Source organism: Mesorhizobium sp. M0761 (assembly GCF_040320205.1).
Classification (GTDB): domain Bacteria; phylum Pseudomonadota; class Alphaproteobacteria; order Rhizobiales; family Rhizobiaceae; genus Mesorhizobium.
The window spans coordinates 131,758-152,462 of the sequence record NZ_JAMYPF010000015.1 but is presented as its reverse complement, the minus strand read 5'-3'; the positions used below and the strand labels follow the sequence as shown (position 1 = coordinate 152,462).

Here is a 20,705-nt window from a genome sequence, read left to right as displayed (position 1 = left end):
AATCTCCCCCCTTGAGGGCCCTTGAGGGGGAGATGTCCGGCAGGACAGAGGGGGGTGTGACGGAACGCGACACCGGGTGATCACCGCGTCTAAGCGACCTCTCTCAACCGCTCGTCCTGCGGCAGCGCCGCCACCGCCGCCTGCCACAAAATATCCGCCAGCCGCGTCGCCACCGGGTCCAGTTCGGCGTCTTTCTGGTGCATCACCAGCGCCATGGTTGGCAGCGCGGGTAAGCCCAACGTTTGCGGTGCCATCGTCCTGACATTGGCCGGCAGGCCGATATCCGTGCGGATGGTCAGGCCGAGGCCGGCGGCGACCGCCGCCCAGATGCCGCCAAGGCTGGGGCTGGAGAAGGCCATCCGCCATGGCAGGCCGGCGCGGTCGAGCGTTTCCGTCGTCACTGTGCGCAGCAGGCATGGCGCTTCCAGCGCCACCAGCGGCAGTGCCTCGCCCTCGCGTAGCCTGGTCTCGATCAGCTTTGCCGGCCCGATCCAGCGCAATTGCGCGTCGCCGACATGCCGGCTGTAAGGCAGCGCCTGGCCGCTGTCCCAGGCCAGCGCAATGTCGAGATTGCCTGATGTGATCCGCTCGGCGAGTTCATAGCTGCGCCCGATCCGCGCCTCGATCTTGACCTTGGGGTGCGCGCGGGCGAAGCGTCCGAGCACCTCCGGCAGCACCGCCTCGCCGAAATCCTCCTGCAAGCCGAGCCTGACCCAGCCTTCCAGTTCCACGTCGTGGATGGCCGAGGCCGCCTCGTCGTTCAACTCGAGCAGCCGCCTGGCATAGCCGAGCATGGTTTCGCCGGCTTCGGTCAACGCCAGTCCGCGGCCCGACTTGCGGAAGATCGGCGTCGCCGCCTGGTCCTCCAACTTCTTCAGTTGCGCGCTCACCGCCGAGGTCGAGCGGCCAAGCCGGTCGGCGGCCTTGGCGAAGCTGCCGAGTTCCATGCCGGTGACGAAGCTTCGGAGGACATCGAGGTCGAAGGTTACGCGGCGCATCACAACGATCCTGTTTTTCGGGAACAATTGTCAAAAACTTCCCGATATTCGGGATGAAGTTATGGCGGTAAAGACGAGGCGTCAAGGTCCCGAAAGGGCATCAACAGGAGTCCCGCCATGTCGATCGCCGACGCAAATTGTGAGCCAGGCCGGGTTGGCCGAGCCGCCGCCGTCACGTCGAAGGCTGAACGATTTCGCGCCAATCATCGCTGGAAGGTGCTTGGCATCGGCGTTGCCGCCAATGCCAGTTTCTCCGCCACCTTCGCCGGCATACCGGCGGCGGCGGTGTTTCTGCGGTCGGGCTATCACTTGAGCAATGGCAATCTCGGCCTGGTCCTCGGTCTTCTCGGACTGGGCGTTGCCTTGAGCGAACTGCCCTGGGGTCTGCTCACCGACCGCTGGGGCGATCGCGGCGTGCTATTGACCGGCCTTGGTGCGACCGCGGCGTGGCTCGCCCTGATGGCGTTGTTCATCGTGCCCTCAGTGACCTATGTGCCTGGCGTCGCAATGCTGGCCGCATGCCTTCTGGTCACCGGCCTGCTCGGCGGCAGCGTCAACGGTTCCAGCGGCCGCGCCATCATGGCCTGGTTCCACGAAGGCGAACGTGGCTTTGCCATGAGCATCAGGCAGACCGCGGTGCCGCTCGGCGGCGGGCTCGGCGCGCTGGTCCTGCCGTCGCTGGCATCGGTGCACGGTTTCGCGGCGGTCTTCGGGCTGCTGGCCGCCATGAACGCCGTCTCTGCGCTGTTTGCCTGGCGATGGCTGCACCAGCCGCCGGAACTGGACAATGCCGGCAGCATGGCCGTGGCAAAGTCGGGCGGTCCGGCGCCGCTGCGCAATGTCGAGGTCTGGCGCATCGCCACCGCCATCGGCCTGCTCTGCTTTCCGCAAGTGGCGGTGCTCACCTTCGCCTCCGTCTTCCTGCACGATTTCGCCGGCATGGCCACGCTCACGATCAGCGCCAGCCTTGCCGCGGTGCAGACCGGCGCGATGGTGATGCGCGTCTGGAGCGGCCGCTTCACCGACCGCCATGGCAACCGCCGCTGGTTCCTGCGCCTCTGCAGCATGACGAGCGCGCTTGGCTTCGCGGCCGTCGGCCTGCTGGTCCTGGCGGCAGGAGCCACGCCAGACGCCCATGCCGCGTTGATCCCGGCGATCGACGTGCTGCTGGTCGTTGCCGGCATTTCGGTCTCCGCCTGGCATGGCGTCGCCTACACCGAACTCGCCACGCTTGCCGGCGCCAGCCGCGCCGGAACCGCGCTCGGTCTTGCCAACAGCTTCGTCTTCATCGCCTTCTTCGTGGTGCCGACCGCCATTCCGGCTTTGCTGCTCATCTGGTCGTGGCCTGGCGTCTGGCTGGTGGGCGCGCTCTGCGCCATGATTGCATGGCCAATTTTCCTGCGGCCGAACTGACGGGTTGCCGGTCGGCAAACGGCGTCCCATTTCGGGCCGCTTCGGAAAAACACGATCAACCGCGTTAACCCCGCATCAAGGTTAATGCTTCACTTTGGCTCTCCAGTGGCTCAGTGGCGTTTCTGGAGAGTTCCCCGTGCATCGACGTGTCCTGAAGCGGCTGGCCGCCGCCGCCGGTGAGAAAAAACGTTCCTTCGTATCGCCATTGGTCATCGGGCTCGGCATCTGGATCGGCTTTCCAACTGTCGTCGCCTACCAGGACATGGGCAGCTTGATTTCCGGCCTCGAAGCTTCGGGCACCCGCTGGAACTCTTATGTCGAGCGCTCCGTCGCCGGCTCGGTTCATGCCGCCGAAATGCCTTTCATCGATTCCGCCACCACCGGTTCGCTCTCGGGCTCGGGCGTGCGCCTGCCCGGCGTCGGCAAGGTCTCGTTTCGCGGCAAGGGCAATGTCGCCGGCATCACGCCCGACGAGGACCGCATCATGCGCGCCGACAAGAAGGGCCGCATCATCCAGGTCTCGCCGGTGGCGCCGCCGAAGAACTTCAATGCCGGCTCAATCTTTCAGCGCACGTCCTCGCTGCTGCGGCCGAGCATGGACAGCGGCCTGAAGCTCGCCTTCGCCAAGCCCGGCATCAAGGGCAAGGAAATCCAGATCGCCCAGGCCTTCCATACCAATGTGGACAAGAAGCCCGATCCCGGCGTGCCGGCCATGCTTGCCGCGTTGGTCAACAATGACAGACCGGACGTGCTGGCCACCGCCTATGCCCAGGCCGAACCCGATTACGCCAAGGCCTCACCCTTCGAAGCGCTGCTGCAGGACGAGGAGCCGAGCAGCGGGCGCTTCATTCCGCCGATGGCCAAGGGTGACCACTCGTGGATCCAGAACCCGCTGCCGGCCAGCGTCTTCTCCACGAAGGAGCAGGCCTGCCTCGCCAACGGCATCTATTTCGAGGCGCGCGGCGAATCCGTGCGCGGCCAGGCCGCCGTCGCGCAGGTCATTCTCAACCGCGTCCGCAATCCGGCCTATCCGAACTCGATTTGCGGCGTCGTCTACCAGAACGACAACTGGCTGAACCGCTGCCAGTTCTCCTTCGCCTGCGACGGCCGCAAGAAGCGCATCGAGAGCCCCGCCCATTACAAGACCGCGCAGGACGTCGCGATGGCGGTCACCGCCGGCAAGATATTCATTCCCGAAGTCGGCTCATCGACCCACTACTACGCCAACTACGTCCATCCGGGCTGGGCGCGCACGATGCAGAAGATGACCAAGATCGGCCTGCATATCTTCTACCGCACCTATGGCGGCGGCTGGAGCTGAGCCCTTCGGCTTGCCTGTCGCAAACGAACCGCAAAGGCCCTGGAAGCCGAAATCGGACAACGGTCGCCGGACGGATTCGGGGCATGTGCCGACCCGATAGTGCCGGGCACGATGTCGCACCTCGCCAAGTGATTGATTCCAATAGAAAAAATACATGGCTTTGAAGTCCCGCCCGTGGCTTGACGGGCGCAAACCCTCTAACTATGTTGCCGGCGACTTTAGAAGCGGACGGACGGTGACGGTCTGACCGGGCAGGGGGGTTACGATGGCCGACAAGAACGGGCCAGACGGAACCGGAGAAACCGGCCGCGGCAGCAAGCACGAGGCCGACATCCGCGACGAAGATCTCGAACGCCGCCGGCGTGAGCTTGGAGCATCGCTTGCGACAAGACGGCCGGATCAGCTCGAGGGGAATGACGGCGCGAAGGCGACGGCCGGATATGGCCAGGCGCTCAAGCTGTCCAGCGAGTTCATCGCCGGGATAGTGGTGGGTGTGGGCCTTGGCTGGTTTCTGGATCGCGTGGCGGGAACCTCGCCATGGGGTCTGGTCGTCGGCTTGTTGCTGGGCTTTGGCGCCGGCGTGCTCAATGTCCTGCGTTCGTCAGGTGTTGTGGCGGAATTCGGAAAAAGCGAGAAGTCGCACGATCCGAAAGAATGAAATGGCGCGCCGCCAATGGCGCACAAGGACACTTAAGGCCGCTCGCGGTTTTGACGGGGATGTAAATGGCTGCTGACAAGGTCGATCCGATCCACCAGTTCCATATCGTCAAGCTGATTCCGATCAATATCGGCGGCTATGACCTGTCCTTCACCAATTCGGCTCTGTTCATGGTCGCGACCGTGCTCGTCGCATCGGCGTTTCTGTACCTCTCGACCTCCAGCCGCAGCCTTGTTCCCGGGCGCCTGCAGTCGGTTTCGGAAATGGGCTATGAGTTCGTCTCCAACATGCTGCGCGACGCCGCCGGAACGCAGGGCATGAAGTTCTTCCCCTTCGTGTTCTCGCTGTTCATGTTCGTGCTGGTCGCCAACCTGCTTGGCCTTTTCCCTTACTTCTTCACCGTCACCAGCCACATCATCGTCACCTTCGGCCTCGCAGCCCTGGTGATCGGAACCGTCGTTGTCTACGGCTTCACGAAGCACGGTCTGGGCTTCCTCAAGCTCTTCGTGCCGCACGGCGTTCCGGTGTTCCTGTTACCGCTGGTGGTGCTGATCGAGGTGATCTCCTTCGTGTCGCGCCCGGTCAGCCTCTCGGTTCGTCTGTTCGCCAACATGCTGGCCGGCCACATCACCCTGAAGGTGTTTTCGGGCTTCGTCGTCAGCCTGAGCGCGCTCGGCGCCGTCGGCGTTGCCGGTTCGGTGTTGCCGCTGGCCATGGCAGTCGCGCTGACCGCGCTGGAATTGCTGGTCGCTTTCCTGCAGGCCTACGTCTTTGCGGTGCTGACCTGCATGTATCTGAACGACGCCCTGCATCCCGGGCACTGACCTTAGAATTTCCGGCATCTTTCGCCGGATGGAATTGCAACGGAATTACAGATCCAAAGGAGTTCAAAATGGACGCAGAAGCAGCAAAGTACATCGGCGCCGGTATCGCTTGCCTGGGCATGGGCGGCGCGGGCATTGGCCTCGGCAACATCTTCGGCAGCTACCTGGCGGGCGCCCTGCGCAATCCGTCGGCCGCCGATGGCCAGTTCGGCCGCCTGATTTTCGGCTTCGCCGTGACCGAAGCTCTGGGCATTTTCTCGCTTCTCATCGCGCTTCTCGCCCTGTTCGGCTGAGCCCCTGTTCGGCCAATTATCGGTCGGACGAGCATTGGGAAGAATTGGCTGGCCGCATTCCTGCGGCCATGCCTGATATGAGGGGATAGTCCATGTTCGTGACATCTGCGTTTGCGCAAGAGTCCGCACCCGCCGCTGAAGGCGCCCACACCGGTACGGAAGGCGACACGCATTCCGGCACCGGCGTGCCTGCCGAGGCGCACGGCACGTTCCCGCCATTCGATCCGGCGACGTTTCCGTCCCAGCTTCTGTGGCTGGCGATCACGTTCGGGCTGTTCTATTTGTTCCTGAAGAAGGTGGTGATGCCGCGCCTTGGCGGCATCATCGACGTCCGCAGCGATCGCATCACGCAGGACCTCGACCAGGCCGCCAAGCTGAAGGGCGAGGCCGACGCCGCCGTTGCCGCTTACGAGCAGGAACTGGCGGAAGCCAAGGCCAAGGCCAACGCGATCGGCCAGCAGGCCAACGACGCTGCCAAGGCTGAAGCCGAGGCTGCCCGCAAGAAGGTCGAGGCCGCCCTCGACAAGAAGCTCGGCGAGGCCGAGGCCAGCATTGCTTCCATCAAGGCCAACGCCATGAAGGAAGTCGGCATGATTGCCGAGGACACCGCTTCAGCCATCGTCGATGCGCTTGTCGGCGGCAAGACGAGCAAGGCCGAGATCTCGGCTGCGGTCAAATCCGTGGCCCGGTGAGGAGCACATCATGGACGCCACATCTCTCGCAACGCTTTGGGCAACGGTTGCCCTCGTCATTTTCCTCGGCGTTGCCGTTTACATCAAGGTGCCAGGCCTGATCGCCAAGTCGCTCGACGCCCGTGCGACCAAGATCAGCGACGAGCTTGCGGAAGCCCGCCGGTTGCGCGAAGAGGCCCAGCAACTGCTCGGCCAATACCAGAAGAAGCGCAAGGAAGCCGAGCAGGAGGCCGCAGCCATCGTCGCTGCCGCCAAGCGCGAGGCCGACATGCTTGCCGCCGAGGCGCACAAGAAGACCGAAGACTATGTCACCCGTCGCACTGCGCTTGCCGAGCAGAAGATCGGCCAGGCCGAGCGCGAAGCCGTCGCCGAAGTGCGCGCCAGCGCCGTCGACATCGCCGTCGAGGCGGCCCGCACGCTGCTTGCCGGCAAGATCGACGCCAAGGCCGGCGCCGACCTGTTCAAGTCCGCGCTGCAGGACGTGAAGGCCAGGCTGAACTGAGCGGGGTTAACTCGCTGACATCAAGCCGCCCGGGCAACCTGGCGGCTTTTTTGTTGAGCGGCGACGGAGATTGGCGAAGGCGGTGGTGCGCCTGATCTCCCCCTCGAGGGCCCTCGAGGGGGGATGTCGCCAAAGGCGACAGAGGGGGTCCGTTCGACCAGGCGCGACGCTCTTTCTGCGACCAAGAAGGGCTAGCACTTCACGCGCGCGACCCCCTCTGGCCTGCCGGCCATCTCCCCCTCAAGGGGGGAGATTAGCTGTCCAACCCGACAAACCCTTCTTCTTCCACCACCTCAACCCCACCCAGCCTGAACGGCGCGAATGATGCCCGGTGCAGCCTTGCCACCGGCCCATGCGCTTCGATCGCGGTGCGGTGCCGCACGGTGGCGTAGCCCATATGGACCTCGAACCCGTAGCGCTCGTGATGGCTGCCGCAGCCGCACATCATGCGGTCGCGCATCACCTTGGCGACGATCGAGGCGGCGGCGATCGATTGCGAGCGCTGGTCGCCCTTGATCAGCGCGCGGCCTTCGCAGAGGAGGCCCGGCGGCACATCGCGGCCATCGGCCAGCGCCAGCTTCGCCTGGATCGGCAGGCCGGCAAGGGCGCGGCGCATGGCTTCCAGGCTGGCCTTGAGGATGTTGCTGCCGTCAATGCCTTCGGCGCTGACCGAGGCCATCGACACGCCGAGCGCTGACCCCAGGATTTTCAGGAACAGCGCCTCGCGCTGCAAATGGTTGAGCCGTTTGGAATCGTCGAGCCCGTCGGGAATGTTGGCGGGATCGAGGATCACGGCCGCCGCCACCACCGGCCCGGCCAGCGGACCGCGGCCGGCCTCGTCCATGCCTGCCACCGGCCACAGGCCTTCCGCCATCGCCTTCGTCTCGAAGGAGAAGTCGGGCTTTTCGACGATTTCGAAAAGAAGCGGAGAATCGGAACGTGCGCGAGCCATGTTGCGGCGAGGTTCGCATCGGCTCCGATTCTCCGCAAGTCCCTCCAAGGTCGAGTGGGGCAAGACCGGGAGGGCACCGTCTGCAGGCCGGGGGACAGGCCGGACGGGATTCTTGGGTCGCCTGACAGCCACGAGGGCAGGGCAGGCGCTACTCTCAGAGCAGCATCAGCTGCTCGGTCGCCTTGGCGGCGGCGACAAACTGGTCGGTTCGGAGCGTGCGCCGCTCGGCGTTGAGGCCGAGCCGCTTGGCCGTGATCTCGAAGCGCCGGCCGATCTGCCAGGCATAGGGGCCGGCGCCTTTCATCCGCTTGCCCCATTCCGAATCATAGTCCTTGCCGTCGCGCATCGAACGGATCAGCGACATCACGTGCCGATAGCGGTCGGGATAATGGCGCAGCAGCCAGTCCTTGAAGATCGGCGCCACCTCGAGCGGCAGGCGCAGGATGACATAGCCGGCCTCGCGGGCGCCTGCGGCGCGTGCCGAATCGAGGATGCGCTCCATCTCCTGGTCGGTCAGGCCGGGAATGATCGGCGCCACCATGACAGAGGCCGGAATGCCGGCATCGGAAAGCTGCCGGATCGCCTCAAGCCGCTTGGTCGGCGTCGACGCGCGTGGCTCCATGGTGCGCGCCAGCATGCGGTCCATCGTTGTCACCGACAGCGCCACCTTGGCCAAGCCCCGTTCGGCCATGCGCGACAAGATGTCGATGTCGCGCGTCACCAGATGGGATTTGGTGACGATGCCGACCGGATGGCCGCGCGCCTCCAGCACTTCGAGGATCTCGCGCATAATCCGGTATTGTTTCTCGATCGGCTGGTAGGGATCGGTGTTGGTGCCGATCGCGATGGTGCGCGGCTGATAGCCATCCTTCGACAGTTCCTTGTCGAGCAGCCGCGCCGCATCCGGCTTGGCAAACAGCTTCGCTTCGAAATCCAGCCCCGGCGACAGGCCCATGAAGGAATGCGTCGGCCGGGCGAAACAATAGACGCAGCCATGCTCGCAGCCGCGATAGGGGTTGATCGAGCGGTCGAAGGAAATGTCGGGCGATTCGTTGCGGGTGATGATGGTGCGCGGCTTCTCGACCTGCACTTCGGTCTTGAACGGCGGCAATTCCTCCAGCGAATTCCAGCCGTCGTCGAACACATCCCGGCTGACCGGCTCGAACCGGCCGGACGGGTTGATGCCCGCGGAACGGCCGCGGTTGCGATCCGGACGGACGCGCATGCCGCTCTGTTCGATCATCGCATTGGCCATCTCGGCTCGCCCTGCTCCGAAAGCAGCAATGTCCGCACGCACGATATGTTCCATTTTGGCCCTTTCCCAAGGACTGTCGGCTGGCTGTCGAATCGCTCTGTTCATGAAAATAATCCTATTTCGCTGATGAGAACAAAGCAAGAACTTTTTCGTTGGGCCATGCAAAACTGGCGCTGCGCCGGGCTTTCCGCTATTCGGCTAAAAATGCTCAGCGTTCTCATCGAAACCCGGGATGACGAAGAAGGCCTTGCCCGCACGCTCGCCTCGTTGATCGGCGGCGCGGTCGAGGGCGTGGTGCGCGATGTCATCGTCTGCGACACCGGCTCGACCGACCAGACGCATCGGGTTGCCGATCATGCCGGCTGCCACTTCGTGGCCGGCGGCATTGCCGCGGGAATCAGGCAGGCGAAGGGTGACTGGCTGCTGTTTCTGGAACCCGGCGCAAGGCTGGCGGAGGGCTGGATCGACGACGTTGTCGCTCACACGGCGCGGCAAACCATGCCGGCGCGCTTTTCCCGTGCGCGCGGCAGCCGCACGCCGTTCCTGTCACGGGTGTTTTCGGGCAACCGGGCGCTGGCCGAAGGGCTGGTCATCAGCAAGCGCCAGGCCGCTGCCCTGTCGAAGAACGCGCACAGCGCCGAAGCCCTTGCGCGCGGTCTCGCCACCAGGCGGCTCGACGCCGAAATCTGGCTGGCGCCGAAGAAGTGATCTTTCTCCCTTTTCCCGTTCCCAGGGAGAAGGGTGCCCGAAGGGCGGATGAGGGGCAGCGTCGGCGTCTCATCCGCATTGGCACGGTCGCAGCACCATCCCTCTTTTTCGCCGCAAAAAGCTATTGTGCATTGCACAAAAGCTGACGCGGGATTAGCATTCCGTTGATGCGGGATATCGGGGTTTGGGTAGTGCCGGAGCGGTAAGCAAGCGCCGCGTCGTCGTTGCTGCCGTTCATATCTGAGGACCCCGATGAACCTTTCGTCCCCTGACAAATCCGGCGCCCCCAGTCTGGAAGCCATTGCCCGCAACGGCAGCCAGCTCCGCCGCATTGCGGTGCGTATCCCGACCTATCTGTCCGACCTGCGCGAAAATCCCGCATGGCTGCCGATGTTCGTGCTTGCCCGCACCATGCCGGCGCGCAAACTGCACTGGCTTGGCGCCAAAGCCGCGCGCCCCGCGCAGAGTGCCGGAGCGACGATGTTCAGGGGCGTCGACCTCAAGTCGATCGTCGCGGCGCTGCGCGCCGATGGCCTGTTCTCCGGACTGGTCCTTCCGCAGGCAATCCACGAAGAGATCGCCAGCTTTGCTCAGAGCACGCCGTGCTTCGGCAATTTCGACCGCCGGCTCGAATTCATGCCCGGAGAACACGCAGAAGCCGAGAAGCGGTTCGGCCGCTCTTTGCTCAGCGGCCACTATTTCGAGCGCATCCTCAGCTGCAAGGCAGCACTCGCCATCCAAAACGATCCGCTGCTGCTCGACATCGCCCAGCACTATCTGGGCGGGCAGGCAAAGCTGATCACCACGCGTGTCTGGTGGAGCTTTCCGACCGGCGAGGCTTCCGACGCCGACAAGAACCTTGCCTCGCTCGGCAAATATCATTTCGATCTCGACGACTGGCGGATGCTGAAATTCTTCTTCTATCTCAAGCCCTGCGATGCCGGCACCGGCCCGCATGTCTATGTCAAAGGCAGCCACAACAGGCGCAGCCTCAAGCACCAGTTGACGCTGCTGGTCGGCCATCCGGCGCAAGACGTGCTCAAGGTCTATGGCGACGACAGCCCGGTCACGCTGACCGGCGAGGCCGGCCTCGGCTTCGTCGAGGACCCGTTCGGCTTCCACATGGGCACCGTGCCGTCCACCACGCCACGGCTGATGATGGAGGTCGGCTTCGGCGTCTCGCCGCCCTCGCGCCGCCGCTTCCACGGCGAACCGGTCATCCGCTGAGGCCGGAGCGGATCTCGACCGGCATCCAGCGCGCTTGCCGCCGGGCAATGCGACCCTCTTTGTTCTCGGCATCATAGTCCATTGGGACCGGCTCGCGGTTGAACCGCGGCCGGTCATCCAGCGCATTGACGATGACGATCGCTCTCGGTTCGCCGTCGGTGGTCACAGCAGCGACATAGACGCCGCAGTCCCGGCAGATGAGATAATCGGCGGTGCGCAATCCGAACCGGTATCGGTGCAGCCGCGCCTCGTCCTCGACCGAGACGATCAATCGGCCCTGCGGATCGGCGGCGGCGCGTGAGCCATGCCGGACGCAGAAGGCGCACTGGCAGGCGCGGATCTCCATCTCGGCCGGCTCCATTCCCGTTTCGAACGTCAGGTGGATGTTGCCGCAATGGCAGCCGCCGCGGTGCGCGCTCATTGGATCTCTTCCGTCTTGACTTGGCGACAGACTATCCGCCCGACGACCCGGAGGAAATGACCTCTCGAAGGCGCAGCCGCCATTCTGCCTGACAAAGGCAGCACTTGGCCGGCAGTTTGCCTTGGTTTACGAGGCGGCCTTGCCGCGCCGCAAATGCTCGTCCAGGCGCGGCATGATCTCGACGAAGTTGCAGGGCATGTGGCGGTAGTCGAGCTGCGGTTTCAGGATGCCGTCCCAGGCGTCCCTGCAGGCGCCGGGCGAGCCCGGCAGCACGAAGACGAAGGTCGCGTTGACGACGCCGCCCGTCGCCCGACTCTGCACTGTCGAGGTGCCGATCTTGTCGTAGGAAATGCGGTGGAACACTTCGGAAAAGCCATCCATGCGCTTCTCGAAGATCGGCTCCAGCGCCTCCGGCGTCACGTCGCGGCCGGTAAAACCGGTGCCGCCGGTGGTGATGACGACATCGATGTCTTCGTCGCGCGACCAGCCCAGCACCTTGTCGCGGATTTTCTCCCGGTCGTCGGTGACGATGTCGCGCGCGGCCAGGACATGGCCGGCCTCGGCGATGCGATCAGCCAGCGTCTGGCCGGATTTGTCGTCGGCAAGGCTGCGCGTATCGGACACCGTCAGCACCGCGATGCGCACCGGAATGAACGGCCGGCTCTCGTCAATTTTGGCCATCGGCCCCCTCCGAAGCGATGCTTCGTGTCGCGGCGACAAACCACTCCGGTTCGCGGCTGCGAATCTCGGCGGCGGCGCGCTTGGCGACATTGCCGGTCTCGAACAGCCCGAAGCATGTCGCGCCGGATCCCGACATGCGCGAGAATCCAGATCCGGCCCTGTTCAGCAGGGAAAGCGCTCTGCCGATGGGCGGCTGTATTGCTTGCGCCGGTTCCTCAAGATCGTTGCGGGTGATCTCCAGCCAATTGCGGACGCCGTGGAAATCGAAACCGCGCGGCAGCGGCGGCAGTCCTTCATTGTCGCGTTTTTCAAGTGCATTGAACACATCGGGCGTCGAGACGGCGACGCCGGGATTGACCAGCACCAAAGCGAGCGCCGGAAAATCCGGCACCAGCGACAGCTCGTCGCCGACGCCACGCGCAACCAGCGGTTTTGCCGCAAGACACATCGGCACGTCGGCGCCGAGCGTGAGACCGATCCGGCTCAGTTCGGCCTCGCCGATGTCGAGCCCCCAGGTCCGGACAAGACCCTGCAATACCGCCGCCGCGTCGCTCGAGCCGCCGCCGACCCCGGATGCGACCGGCAGGTTCTTTTCCAGCCGGATGGCAACCGGCGGCGTGCTCTGCTGGCCGGCCTGCCTGCGCAGCGCCTCGCGCGCCTTCACCACCAGATTGCTGTCGTCGATCGGCACGGAAGTCGCGTAAGGGCCCGATACGGAGAACCGGTCGGCGTCGGCAGGCTCGATCTCGACCCTGTCGCCGAAGCGGGTGAAAACGACCAGGCTCTCGAGCAGATGATACCCGTCGGCGCGCCTGCCGGTGACGTGCAGCGCCAGATTTATCTTGGCGGGCGCAAGCCACGTCCGGGCTGCGGCATCCAAACTGTCGGCTGCTGACGGGATGATGCTCAGTCCTTGGCCAGGCGGTATTCGCCGGTCTTGGGATCCTGGACCAGCGTGCCGTTGGTGCCGTTGGCTGCCTGCTTTTCGGTGCGCCGCACCTTGGCGGTCACGCGTTCGGCCTCGCGGACGAAAGTGCGGTAGCCGAAATAAGCGGCGGCGCCGACAACTGCGAAGAAAATGATCTGTGGCATTTCAAAGCTCCTCCCTCGCAAGACGGCAAGGCAGACTGTCAAGCGCTCATGCTAGACGCTTTCCCGGCTTTTTCAAAGCCCGAAGCGCGCCCACAATGCGCGCTCTTCCGCCGCATCGATCACGCCGCTTGCGGCGGCGGCGGCAATATCGGGCGCTGAAAAGTTCGAGCCGAACAGGCCGATACGTCCAAACAGGCCACGCGGCGCGGTGACCAGCCTGAGCTGGGTTTTCGCGCCGAAGCGGGTTTTCAATACCGTGCGCATGTCGCTCAACGCATCGACGAGGCCAAGCTCCAGCCCTTTCTTGCCGGTCCAGAACAGGCCGGTGAACAGGTCCGGATCGTCCTTCAGCTTGGTGCCACGGCGTTCTCTGACCAGATCGATGAAGGTCTCGTGCACCTCAAGCTGCAGCGCCTTCAGGCGCTCGACGTCTTCCTTCTTTTCCGGCTTGAACGGGTCGAGCACCGCCTTGTTCTGGCCGGCGGTGTGGACGCGACGCTCGACACCGATCTTCTTCATCAGTTCGGGAAAGCCGAAGGAGGCCGAGACGACGCCGATCGAACCGACGATGGAGGACGGATCGGCAAAGATCTCGTCGCCGGCGACCGCGATCATGTAGCCGCCCGAGGCCGCCACATCCTCGACGAAGACCAGCACCTTCTTGTTCTTCTCGACCGCGAGGTCACGGATGCGCTTGAAGATCAGCCGCGACTGCACCGGCGAGCCGCCAGGCGAATTGATCGAAATGGCGACGGCGGGCGCATCGAACAGGAACGCCTTTTCGATGAGGGCGGCGGTGGACGCTAAGGAGAGGCTCGGCCGGAACGGGCCGCCGCCGGCCATGATGGTGCCATGCAGCCTGATGACGGGAATGGTGACGACGCTGGATCGCCAGGATTTCGGCAGCAGGCGGTTGAAAAGGCGTTTCACGAGGTGGCTGTCTCCAAATGGCTTCAACGCATGTAGGGATTTGCCGGTCAACGGCAATGCTGCAATCCATCTCAGCCAACTGTGTGCCGGTTTTGCGGCAACGACACTGACGGGCCCAAATCAATCGCCAAACAGCGACGCCAGTCCGTTGTTGATCATCTCGGTTCGTTCCGACGGGCCGTCGCCCGTTTGCCCATGCAGCATCAAAGGCTGGCGGATCGACAGCTTGCCGCGCGCGCCGAGCACTGCCCTGACGACAATGCGGATTGCGGCTGCTTCCGGGCGCGGATGCACGGCCAGCATCTCGGCGTCGCCGAAGCGGCCCGACAGCGCATGGAGGAGGTCGCCAAGCTGTTCCGGCCGCGCAATGACGGCCAGGCCCCCGCGCGGCTTGGCGACGGCAGCCGCACTCCGGATCCAGCTTTCGAACAGCCCCTGTTCCATCACATGCGCCTGCCGCCGCAGCGGATCGGGCGTGGCGCGATCTTGTGCCGCGTTGAAGGGTGGGTTCATGATGACGAAATCGAAGGAATTGTCGGCAAGGCCGGCTTGCGTCCGCGCCCGGCCCGACAGCGTGACGTCGGCGGTCAGCACCGAGGCGCGATTGCCGAGATGCGCATTGCCGGGATGGGCGAGCGTGGTTGTGGCGAAGGCTGCCATCTCGGTCGACCGTTCGACGAGCACGACCTGCGCCTCTGGGCAGCGCGACAGCACGGCAAGACCCGCCGCACCGGCGCCGGCGCCGAAATCGGCGAGGCGTCCAGCAAAGCCGGATGGAACTGCTGCCGCCAGCATCATGGCATCCATCCCGGCGCGATGCCCTGTCCTGGGCTGGACCAGCCAGAAGCGGCCGCGATGGAAGGCATCGACCGTATGGGCCGGCGTATCGCTGGTAAGCGCGCTCGCTTCAGCCATTATGTCTGGCGGATTTCGTTCTCGATGCCGGCGTCTTTCAAGATGCGCCGCGCCTGATCGGCCTGGTCGGCATCGACCATGACGCGCTTCTGCAAAAGACCGATCGACCCTTCGAGAATGCTCATGTTCTGGTCGGCGACGAAGCAGGCAATCCCGGCATCGCGCATCAGCGATTCGACAAAGGAGATGATCACGGCATCGTTGGTGCGCACGAGTTCTATCATCGGACGAAGTTCGCAGGTTGCAGCGTTGATGTAAACGCTGGAGCATGGCGCCGAAAAGTGTGGAGCGGTTTTCGGGCAACGGCATGCGGTCGCTAAGGTTGACACGCCGTCACCGCAGCCGCGCCAATTCGCCTCTTGCCGTGCCCGTATGTGCCGCCCTAGAGTCCCAGGCGGGACCAGGGTGCCGTCGCACGCGTGATCAAAGACGGGAGTGTTTGTTGGTGGGTGTCGTTCTCAACATCGAAAACGGGAAGCGGGAACCCGCCTCCATCAAGGATCTCATCGACCTGACAGCAGCCGATATGGGGCGCGTCAACAAACTGATCCTGTCCAAGGCCGGCTCCGACGTCGAGATGATCCCGGAGGTCGCCAATCATCTGATCTCGTCGGGCGGCAAAAGGCTGCGTCCCATGCTGACGCTCGCGGCGGCCCAGATGTTCGGCTATTCCGGCGAGGGCCACGTCAAGCTCGCCACCGCGGTCGAGTTCATGCACACCGCCACGCTGCTCCATGACGACGTCGTCGACGAGAGCGGCATGCGGCGCGGCAAAAAGACTGCCCGCATGATCTGGGGCAACCAGGCGAGCGTGCTGGTCGGCGATTTCCTGCTCGGCCAGGCTTTTCGCATGATGGTCGATGTCGGTTCGCTGGAAGCGCTCGACATCCTGTCCAGCGCCGCCTCGATCATCGCCGAGGGCGAGGTGATGCAGCTGGCGGCCGCCAAGAACCTCGATACCACCGAGGACGAGCATTTCGCCGTCATCAAGGCCAAGACCGCGGCGCTGTTCTCGGCTGCCGCCGAGGTCGGTCCGGTCATCGCATCGGCGACGCGCAACGATCGCGCCGCATTGCGCTCCTACGGCATGAATCTCGGCCTTGCCTTCCAGCTCATCGACGATGCGCTGGATTATGGCGGCTCCAGCCAGGAGCTGGGCAAGAATGTCGGCGACGATTTCCGCGAAGGCAAGGTTACGCTGCCGGTCATCCTCGCTTACCGGCGCGGCACCAAGGCCGAGCGCACCTTCTGGAAGCGCGCCATCGAGGACAATGTCACCGACGATGCCGGACTGGAAAAGGCCATCGGCCTGATGACCCGCCATGGCGCCATTGCCGACACCATCGGCCGCGCCCGCCATTTCGGCGAGATCGCCCGCGACGCGCTGGCGCCGCTGGAGGCGACGCCGCAGAAATCGGCGCTGATCGACGTCATCGACTTCTGCATCAGCCGGGTGAACTGACCCGCGCCTGGCGCCAAAGCAAGTTTGCACGCAAAATCGGGCAATCACCGCTCGACAATCGGTTGCGGCGCAAATTATCTATAAAACATGGCAAAGACCGCAGACGACACCATCGCCGTGCGCATCAGCAAGGTGCTGGCGGATCGCATCATATCGGGTGCGATCGAACCCGGCGCCCGGCTGCGGCAGGATCACATCGCCGAGGAATTCCAGACCAGCCATGTCCCGGTGCGCGAGGCCTTTCGGCGCCTGGAGGCGCAAGGGCTGGCGGCCAGTGAGCCCAGGCGGGGCGTACGCGTCGCTGCTTTCGATCTCGGCGAGGTAAGGGAAGTCGCCGAAATGCGGGCAGCGCTCGAAGTGTTGGCGCTGCGCCATGCCGCGCCGCATCTGACGGCTTCCATTCTCAATCTTGCCGAAGAAGCCACAAAGGCCGGCGACAAATCCCGCGATGTCCGCTCTTGGGAGGAGGCCAACCGCACCTTCCACCGGCTGATCCTGGCGCCCTGCGGCATGCCGCGGCTGATCGCCACCATCGACGATTTGCACGCAGCAAGCGCCCGCTTCCTGTTCGCCGCCTGGCGCTCGGAATGGGAAATCCGCACCGACCAGGATCATCGCGCGATCCTCAGCGCGCTGCGGCAAGGCAACACCGAATCGGCCGCCGCCACGCTTGGCCGGCACGTGCAGTGGATCGGCCAGAAACCAGTCAAGACCGCGTCGGGCAAGATGCGCGAAGCGTTTGCCATCGTCGGGTAGGGACGAAGGGACAAGTCGTCGGATTCCGCGCGTAGCGATCCTTCACACCCCCTCTGTCCTGCCGGACATCTCCCCCGCAAGCGGGGAGATCAACAGCTTTGCCGTTGCGTTAGTCCTGCAACGTCGGCCATTGGCGAAAGCAAAGGCGACATCCGATCTCCCCACTTGCGGGGGAGATGGCCGGCAGGCCAGAGGGGGGTGCTGTCCCGCCAGCCTTTCCAAATGTCCTTTATTCGACACGCAAGCCCAAGCCTTTTTAGGGTGAGGGTTGCCATTCCCGCGCAAATATGGATTCGATAATAGATCGAACAACAAAATTATCTATAATTTCAAACCAGCTAGGAAGCAACCATGACCGACATCGACTTTTCGCCGTCCAAGCCGTCCTTCAGCCCGTTGCGCCTGCAAACCCGCTCGCATAGCTGGCAGGCCGCGGCCGTCGTCCTCGGTACGCTGTTTCTGGCGCTGTTGTCCCAGATCGAGGTGCCGATGGTGCCGGTGCCGGTCACCATGCAGACCTTCGCCGTGACGCTGGTCGGCGCACTTTATGGCTGGCGGCTTGGCGCCATGACCATCATCGCCTGGCTCGCCGAGGGCGCCGTGGGCTTTCCTGTCCTGTCCGGAGGGGCAGCGGGCGCGTCGTATTTCGTCGGGGCAACGGGCGGTTATCTCTTCGCCTTCCCGCTCGTCAGCGCGCTTGTCGGCTGGCTGGCCGAGCGCGGCTGGAACGGCAACCGCGTGCTGCTCGCCTTCGCCGGCATGGTCCTCGGCAACCTCGCCTGCCTGGTTCTCGGAACGGCCTGGCTCGCCGTCATGATCGGCCTCGAACAGGCCATCGCCTTCGGTTTCCTGCCGTTCCTCGTCGGCGGCCTGCTGAAATCGGCGCTCGGCGCCGCGACGCTCAAGCTGTTTTCCGGTAAGGCGGACCCGGCAGGAGCATGATCCCGAAAAATGAGTCCGGTTTTCGGAAGAGATCATGCTCAAACAAAAAGATGGAGCCCCATCCCGATACCATCGGGATGGAACAGGCTCCGCTGGCGCGTCCTGACCGATGACCGTCCGGCTGCGCTCCCACCATCTGCTTTGCCTGCTAACCTATATCGGCGAAGGGTACAGCGCAGCCTTCGTCGCCAATTATGACGTGATCGCGAAACGTCTGGGCCGGGGCGAGGATATTCTGATCGTCTCCGGCCCCGACGACATCTGTCGGCCGCTGCTCGGCGAGGCCGAGCCCCACTGCTTGCGCGAAAGCGCCGCAGGCCGGGACGAGCTGGCAGCACGCGATGTCGGCAAGCTGCTGACCCGGCCGATCCGGGCCGGCGTCCGCTTCAGCCTCGACGCGGCAACGCTTGCCGCCTTGCGCGCGGCCTTTTCAGCCGGCGTGACGCGTGAGGCCTGCCAGGGTTGCGAGTGGGCCGGCCTGTGCAGCACGATAGCGGCAGGCGGATATCGCGATGTCAGGCTGTAGCTCCCAACCCCGATCTGCTATTGTCGGAACTGACAGTGTCTGCGTCGCCATGGTTTGTTAATCGGGTGACCCGATTGTGAATTCGGCCCGGATTGAAGCCTGACCCCAAAAAGGCCATGCTTTGTCAGGAAACATCGAGTCTATGGCTTCTCCGCGCCGACGCGGGATGGCGCTTGGCTGAAAGGGATACGATGCGGCAAGGACGTGCGCGCTGGCTCGCGGGGCTGGCAATTGTGGCAGGGATGGCGATTTCTCCGCTGCCTGCCTACGCCAAGGAATCGACCGACCCGGTCAAGATCACCTCCTTCTCGGGCGCCTATCTCGCCGCCCGCATCGCCGAAGGCGACAACGACCTCGACAACGCCATCGCTTATTACAAGCAGGCGCTCGCCTTCAATCCCGGCGACACCTCGCTGCAGCAAAGCCTGATGCTGTCGCTGATCGCGCAAGGCCGCTTCGAGGAATCGCTGGTCTATGCCGACAAGCTCAAGGCAGTTCCCGACGTCGAGCGCTTCTCGCGTCTGGCTCTGGCGGTCGATTCCTTCCACAAGAAGGATTTCACCAAGGCGCAGTACTGGCTCAAGCTGTCGCCCGAATCCGATCTCGACCGGCTGATTTCCGGCGTCATGTCCGGCTGGGCACAAGAGGGCGCCGGCGACCCCACCGGGGCGATGGCCTCGATCGACAAACTGCAGGGGCCTGACTGGTTCGGCCTGTTCAAGTCCTTCCACCGCGCGCTGATCGCCGATGCCGCAGGCCTGTCCGACAAGGCCGACGCGCTTTATGACGCGACCCTGACCGACGTCACGGCCGGCGGTGCCGCGCCCGAGACATGGATGCGCAACGCCCAGGCCTACGCGTCTTTCCTGGCGCGCAAGGGCAACAAGAACAAGGCGCTCTACGTGCTCGACAAGGCCGAGGCGTTCGCGCCCGGCAAGCTCGACATCCAGGCGCTTCGCGACAGGATCAGCAAGGGCGACAAGATCGAGCCCTTCGTCGCCAGTCCCTCCGAGGGCGCCGCTGAAATCCTGCTCGACCTCGCCATCGCGCTCAATCGCGGCGGCGGCGAGCCGTTCGTGCGCCTCTATCTGCAATATGCGCTCGCGCTCAAGCCCGACAGCGACGCCGCTTTGGTGCAGCTTGCGGCCGTTGCGGAGCAGCTGAAGGACGGCGAAGGCGCCATTGCGCTCTATAGCCGCATTCCAGCCTCCTCGCCGCTGAAGGAGCTTTCCGACCTGCAGCTCGGCCTCAACCTTGCCGATCTCAACCGTCACGACGAGGCGATCGCCCATCTCAAGGCATTCGTCGAAGCTCACCCCGATGACATGCGCGCCTATCTGGCGCTGGGCGGGGTCTATGCCTCGAAGGAGGATTTCCGCTCCGCCGCCACTCTCTACGACAAGGCGGTCGCGGTGCTGAAGACGCCGACCAATGCCAACTGGAACATCTACTATCAGCGCGGCATCGCCTATGAGCGGCTGAAGGAATGGCCCAAGGCCGAACCGAACTTCCTCAAGGCGCTGGAACTGTTCCCCGACCAGCCGCAGGTGCTGAACTATCTCGGCTATTCCTGGGTCGACATGAACATGAACCTCAAGGAAGGGCTGGCGATGATCCAAAAGGCCGTCGACCTCAGGCCAAGCGACGGCTACATCGTCGATTCGCTGGGCTGGGCCTATTTCCGCATGGGCCGGTTCGAGGACGCCGTGCGCGAAATGGAGCGCGCCGTGTCGCTCAAGCCGGAAGATCCGGTGCTCAACGACCATCTCGGCGATGCCTATTGGCGCGTCGGCCGCAAGCTCGAAGCCACATTCCAGTGGAACCAGGCGCGCGACCTGAAGCCGGATCCCGATGTGCTTGCCATTTTGCAGCAGAAGCTGATGAAGGGCCTGCCGCCGATCGAATCCAACACGGCGCAGGAAACCCCGAAGGTCAAGCCGGCCACCCCGCCAGCGCCGAAGGGGTGATCGGGCCATACTTCTTATGAAACGGGGCTCGCTGAGCCCCGTTTTTTCGGCTTGGCGTCTTAGAGCAATTCCAGGAAAGTGTGCGCGGTTTTCCGTTCGGAATTGCGACAGAAACAAAGAGATAGAGACGCCCTATCGCGATCGTCATTCTATGGCGGAGCAAGGAGCGA

24 protein-coding genes are annotated in these 20,705 nt (G+C 64.2%); 14 read left to right on the top strand and 10 right to left on the bottom strand.

Going from position 1 to position 20,705, the window contains the following annotated elements; all coding sequences use genetic code 11:
- Positions 1 to 89: 89 nt before the first annotated feature.
- Entirely contained in the window at positions 90 to 998 is a 909-nt protein-coding gene (locus NKI32_RS22930) for a LysR substrate-binding domain-containing protein (RefSeq protein ID WP_023738457.1), read from the bottom strand.
- 117 nt (positions 999 to 1,115) lie between these two features.
- Here NKI32_RS22930 and NKI32_RS22925 point away from each other — a divergent pair, with 117 nt between their 5' ends.
- From NKI32_RS22925 to NKI32_RS22895, 7 genes are all read left to right on the top strand, one after another.
- Positions 1,116 to 2,411 (top strand): MFS transporter, encoded by a 1,296-nt coding sequence (locus NKI32_RS22925; protein ID WP_023745507.1) that lies wholly within the window; start codon positions 1,116 to 1,118, stop codon positions 2,409 to 2,411.
- A gap of 136 nt (positions 2,412 to 2,547) precedes the next feature.
- Positions 2,548 to 3,732 (top strand): cell wall hydrolase, encoded by a 1,185-nt coding sequence (locus tag NKI32_RS22920; protein ID WP_353003703.1) that lies wholly within the window; start codon positions 2,548 to 2,550, stop codon positions 3,730 to 3,732.
- A gap of 265 nt (positions 3,733 to 3,997) precedes the next feature.
- Positions 3,998 to 4,390: an AtpZ/AtpI family protein gene (locus NKI32_RS22915; protein WP_023668486.1), complete on the top strand. Its 393-nt coding sequence runs from the start codon at positions 3,998 to 4,000 to the stop codon at positions 4,388 to 4,390.
- Positions 4,391 to 4,455: 65 nt separating this feature from the next.
- Entirely contained in the window at positions 4,456 to 5,214 is a 759-nt protein-coding gene (locus tag NKI32_RS22910; protein ID WP_023745505.1) for a F0F1 ATP synthase subunit A, read from the top strand.
- A gap of 68 nt (positions 5,215 to 5,282) precedes the next feature.
- Positions 5,283 to 5,507, top strand: a complete 225-nt coding sequence (locus NKI32_RS22905; RefSeq protein ID WP_006206606.1) for a F0F1 ATP synthase subunit C — start codon at positions 5,283 to 5,285, stop codon at positions 5,505 to 5,507.
- A 92-nt stretch (positions 5,508 to 5,599) separates the two neighbouring features.
- Positions 5,600 to 6,199, top strand: a complete 600-nt coding sequence (locus NKI32_RS22900) for a F0F1 ATP synthase subunit B (protein WP_352512927.1) — start codon at positions 5,600 to 5,602, stop codon at positions 6,197 to 6,199.
- Between the two features lie 10 nt (positions 6,200 to 6,209).
- Positions 6,210 to 6,701, top strand: coding sequence for a F0F1 ATP synthase subunit B (locus tag NKI32_RS22895; RefSeq protein WP_023668483.1), 492 nt, complete (start codon positions 6,210 to 6,212; stop codon positions 6,699 to 6,701).
- A gap of 253 nt (positions 6,702 to 6,954) precedes the next feature.
- Here NKI32_RS22895 and rnhB read toward each other — a convergent pair whose 3' ends face one another.
- Both rnhB and NKI32_RS22885 read right to left on the bottom strand, forming a co-directional pair.
- A complete protein-coding gene (gene rnhB, locus NKI32_RS22890; RefSeq protein WP_023726390.1) occupies positions 6,955 to 7,653 on the bottom strand; it encodes a ribonuclease HII in 699 nt (232 codons plus the stop codon).
- 154 nt (positions 7,654 to 7,807) lie between these two features.
- A complete protein-coding gene (locus NKI32_RS22885; protein WP_023754078.1) occupies positions 7,808 to 8,962 on the bottom strand; it encodes a PA0069 family radical SAM protein in 1,155 nt (384 codons plus the stop codon).
- 150 nt (positions 8,963 to 9,112) lie between these two features.
- On the opposite strand from NKI32_RS22885, the gene NKI32_RS22880 reads away from it, so the two are divergent.
- Entirely contained in the window at positions 9,113 to 9,616 is a 504-nt protein-coding gene (locus NKI32_RS22880) for a glycosyltransferase (RefSeq protein WP_023684377.1), read from the top strand.
- Positions 9,617 to 9,868: 252 nt separating this feature from the next.
- Complete coding sequence (locus NKI32_RS22875) at positions 9,869 to 10,843, top strand: hypothetical protein (RefSeq protein ID WP_023745502.1); 975 nt, start codon at positions 9,869 to 9,871, stop codon at positions 10,841 to 10,843.
- Here NKI32_RS22875 and NKI32_RS22870 read toward each other — a convergent pair.
- The 7 genes from NKI32_RS22870 to NKI32_RS22840 all read right to left on the bottom strand — a co-directional run bounded on the left by NKI32_RS22870 (position 10,833) and on the right by NKI32_RS22840 (position 15,106).
- A complete protein-coding gene (locus NKI32_RS22870; protein ID WP_023818988.1) occupies positions 10,833 to 11,264 on the bottom strand; it encodes a GFA family protein in 432 nt (143 codons plus the stop codon). The genes NKI32_RS22875 and NKI32_RS22870 overlap by 11 nt on opposite strands.
- Before the next feature lie 126 nt (positions 11,265 to 11,390).
- Entirely contained in the window at positions 11,391 to 11,945 is a 555-nt protein-coding gene (gene moaB / locus NKI32_RS22865) for a molybdenum cofactor biosynthesis protein B (RefSeq protein ID WP_023692108.1), read from the bottom strand.
- Positions 11,932 to 12,825 (bottom strand): 4-(cytidine 5'-diphospho)-2-C-methyl-D-erythritol kinase, encoded by an 894-nt coding sequence (locus NKI32_RS22860; RefSeq protein WP_353003701.1) that lies wholly within the window; start codon positions 12,823 to 12,825, stop codon positions 11,932 to 11,934. Before NKI32_RS22860 ends, moaB begins: the two co-directional genes overlap by 14 nt.
- A gap of 26 nt (positions 12,826 to 12,851) precedes the next feature.
- Positions 12,852 to 13,037, bottom strand: a complete 186-nt coding sequence (locus tag NKI32_RS22855) for a membrane protein (RefSeq protein WP_023668475.1) — start codon at positions 13,035 to 13,037, stop codon at positions 12,852 to 12,854.
- 72 nt (positions 13,038 to 13,109) lie between these two features.
- Positions 13,110 to 13,967: a S49 family peptidase gene (locus NKI32_RS22850; protein ID WP_023823454.1), complete on the bottom strand. Its 858-nt coding sequence runs from the start codon at positions 13,965 to 13,967 to the stop codon at positions 13,110 to 13,112.
- 120 nt (positions 13,968 to 14,087) lie between these two features.
- Positions 14,088 to 14,882, bottom strand: a complete 795-nt coding sequence (locus NKI32_RS22845; RefSeq protein WP_353003700.1) for a tRNA1(Val) (adenine(37)-N6)-methyltransferase — start codon at positions 14,880 to 14,882, stop codon at positions 14,088 to 14,090.
- On the bottom strand, positions 14,882 to 15,106 hold the full coding sequence (locus NKI32_RS22840; protein WP_023692106.1) for a putative signal transducing protein: 225 nt from the start codon (positions 15,104 to 15,106) through the stop codon (positions 14,882 to 14,884). The genes NKI32_RS22845 and NKI32_RS22840 overlap by 1 nt, the downstream gene beginning before the upstream one ends.
- A gap of 221 nt (positions 15,107 to 15,327) precedes the next feature.
- On the opposite strand from NKI32_RS22840, the gene NKI32_RS22835 reads away from it, so the two are divergent.
- The 5 genes from NKI32_RS22835 to NKI32_RS22815 all read left to right on the top strand — a co-directional run bounded on the left by NKI32_RS22835 (position 15,328) and on the right by NKI32_RS22815 (position 20,535).
- On the top strand, positions 15,328 to 16,344 hold the full coding sequence (locus tag NKI32_RS22835; protein WP_023668471.1) for a polyprenyl synthetase family protein: 1,017 nt from the start codon (positions 15,328 to 15,330) through the stop codon (positions 16,342 to 16,344).
- Between the two features lie 87 nt (positions 16,345 to 16,431).
- Complete coding sequence (locus tag NKI32_RS22830; RefSeq protein WP_023702055.1) at positions 16,432 to 17,100, top strand: GntR family transcriptional regulator; 669 nt, start codon at positions 16,432 to 16,434, stop codon at positions 17,098 to 17,100.
- 351 nt (positions 17,101 to 17,451) lie between these two features.
- Entirely contained in the window at positions 17,452 to 18,042 is a 591-nt protein-coding gene (locus NKI32_RS22825; RefSeq protein ID WP_353003698.1) for a biotin transporter BioY, read from the top strand.
- A gap of 109 nt (positions 18,043 to 18,151) precedes the next feature.
- Complete coding sequence (locus tag NKI32_RS22820; protein WP_023740684.1) at positions 18,152 to 18,568, top strand: DUF1284 domain-containing protein; 417 nt, start codon at positions 18,152 to 18,154, stop codon at positions 18,566 to 18,568.
- A 191-nt stretch (positions 18,569 to 18,759) separates the two neighbouring features.
- Complete coding sequence (locus NKI32_RS22815) at positions 18,760 to 20,535, top strand: tetratricopeptide repeat protein (protein ID WP_353003711.1); 1,776 nt, start codon at positions 18,760 to 18,762, stop codon at positions 20,533 to 20,535.
- Positions 20,536 to 20,705 lie beyond the last annotated feature (170 nt).

Excerpts from the sequence above, each read along its gene's own strand:
- NKI32_RS22845 (WP_353003700.1), bottom strand. The coding sequence starts at position 14,882 with ATGGCTGAAGCGAGCGCGCTTACCAGCGATACGCCGGCCCATACGGTC.
- NKI32_RS22825 (WP_353003698.1), top strand. The coding sequence starts at position 17,452 with ATGACCGACATCGACTTTTCGCCGTCCAAGCCGTCCTTCAGCCCGTTG.
- NKI32_RS22900 (WP_352512927.1), top strand. The coding sequence starts at position 5,600 with ATGTTCGTGACATCTGCGTTTGCGCAAGAGTCCGCACCCGCCGCTGAA.
- NKI32_RS22910 (WP_023745505.1), top strand. The coding sequence starts at position 4,456 with ATGGCTGCTGACAAGGTCGATCCGATCCACCAGTTCCATATCGTCAAG.
- NKI32_RS22915 (WP_023668486.1), top strand. The coding sequence starts at position 3,998 with ATGGCCGACAAGAACGGGCCAGACGGAACCGGAGAAACCGGCCGCGGC.
- NKI32_RS22815 (WP_353003711.1), top strand. The coding sequence starts at position 18,760 with ATGCGGCAAGGACGTGCGCGCTGGCTCGCGGGGCTGGCAATTGTGGCA.
- NKI32_RS22905 (WP_006206606.1), top strand. The coding sequence starts at position 5,283 with ATGGACGCAGAAGCAGCAAAGTACATCGGCGCCGGTATCGCTTGCCTG.
- rnhB (WP_023726390.1), bottom strand. The coding sequence starts at position 7,653 with ATGGCTCGCGCACGTTCCGATTCTCCGCTTCTTTTCGAAATCGTCGAA.
- NKI32_RS22830 (WP_023702055.1), top strand. The coding sequence starts at position 16,432 with ATGGCAAAGACCGCAGACGACACCATCGCCGTGCGCATCAGCAAGGTG.
- NKI32_RS22870 (WP_023818988.1), bottom strand. The coding sequence starts at position 11,264 with ATGAGCGCGCACCGCGGCGGCTGCCATTGCGGCAACATCCACCTGACG.
- NKI32_RS22840 (WP_023692106.1), bottom strand. The coding sequence starts at position 15,106 with ATGATAGAACTCGTGCGCACCAACGATGCCGTGATCATCTCCTTTGTC.
- moaB (WP_023692108.1), bottom strand. The coding sequence starts at position 11,945 with ATGGCCAAAATTGACGAGAGCCGGCCGTTCATTCCGGTGCGCATCGCG.
- NKI32_RS22895 (WP_023668483.1), top strand. The coding sequence starts at position 6,210 with ATGGACGCCACATCTCTCGCAACGCTTTGGGCAACGGTTGCCCTCGTC.
- NKI32_RS22925 (WP_023745507.1), top strand. The coding sequence starts at position 1,116 with ATGTCGATCGCCGACGCAAATTGTGAGCCAGGCCGGGTTGGCCGAGCC.
- NKI32_RS22855 (WP_023668475.1), bottom strand. The coding sequence starts at position 13,037 with ATGCCACAGATCATTTTCTTCGCAGTTGTCGGCGCCGCCGCTTATTTC.
- NKI32_RS22880 (WP_023684377.1), top strand. The coding sequence starts at position 9,113 with ATGCTCAGCGTTCTCATCGAAACCCGGGATGACGAAGAAGGCCTTGCC.
- NKI32_RS22875 (WP_023745502.1), top strand. The coding sequence starts at position 9,869 with ATGAACCTTTCGTCCCCTGACAAATCCGGCGCCCCCAGTCTGGAAGCC.
- NKI32_RS22930 (WP_023738457.1), bottom strand. The coding sequence starts at position 998 with ATGCGCCGCGTAACCTTCGACCTCGATGTCCTCCGAAGCTTCGTCACC.
- NKI32_RS22820 (WP_023740684.1), top strand. The coding sequence starts at position 18,152 with ATGACCGTCCGGCTGCGCTCCCACCATCTGCTTTGCCTGCTAACCTAT.
- NKI32_RS22885 (WP_023754078.1), bottom strand. The coding sequence starts at position 8,962 with ATGGAACATATCGTGCGTGCGGACATTGCTGCTTTCGGAGCAGGGCGA.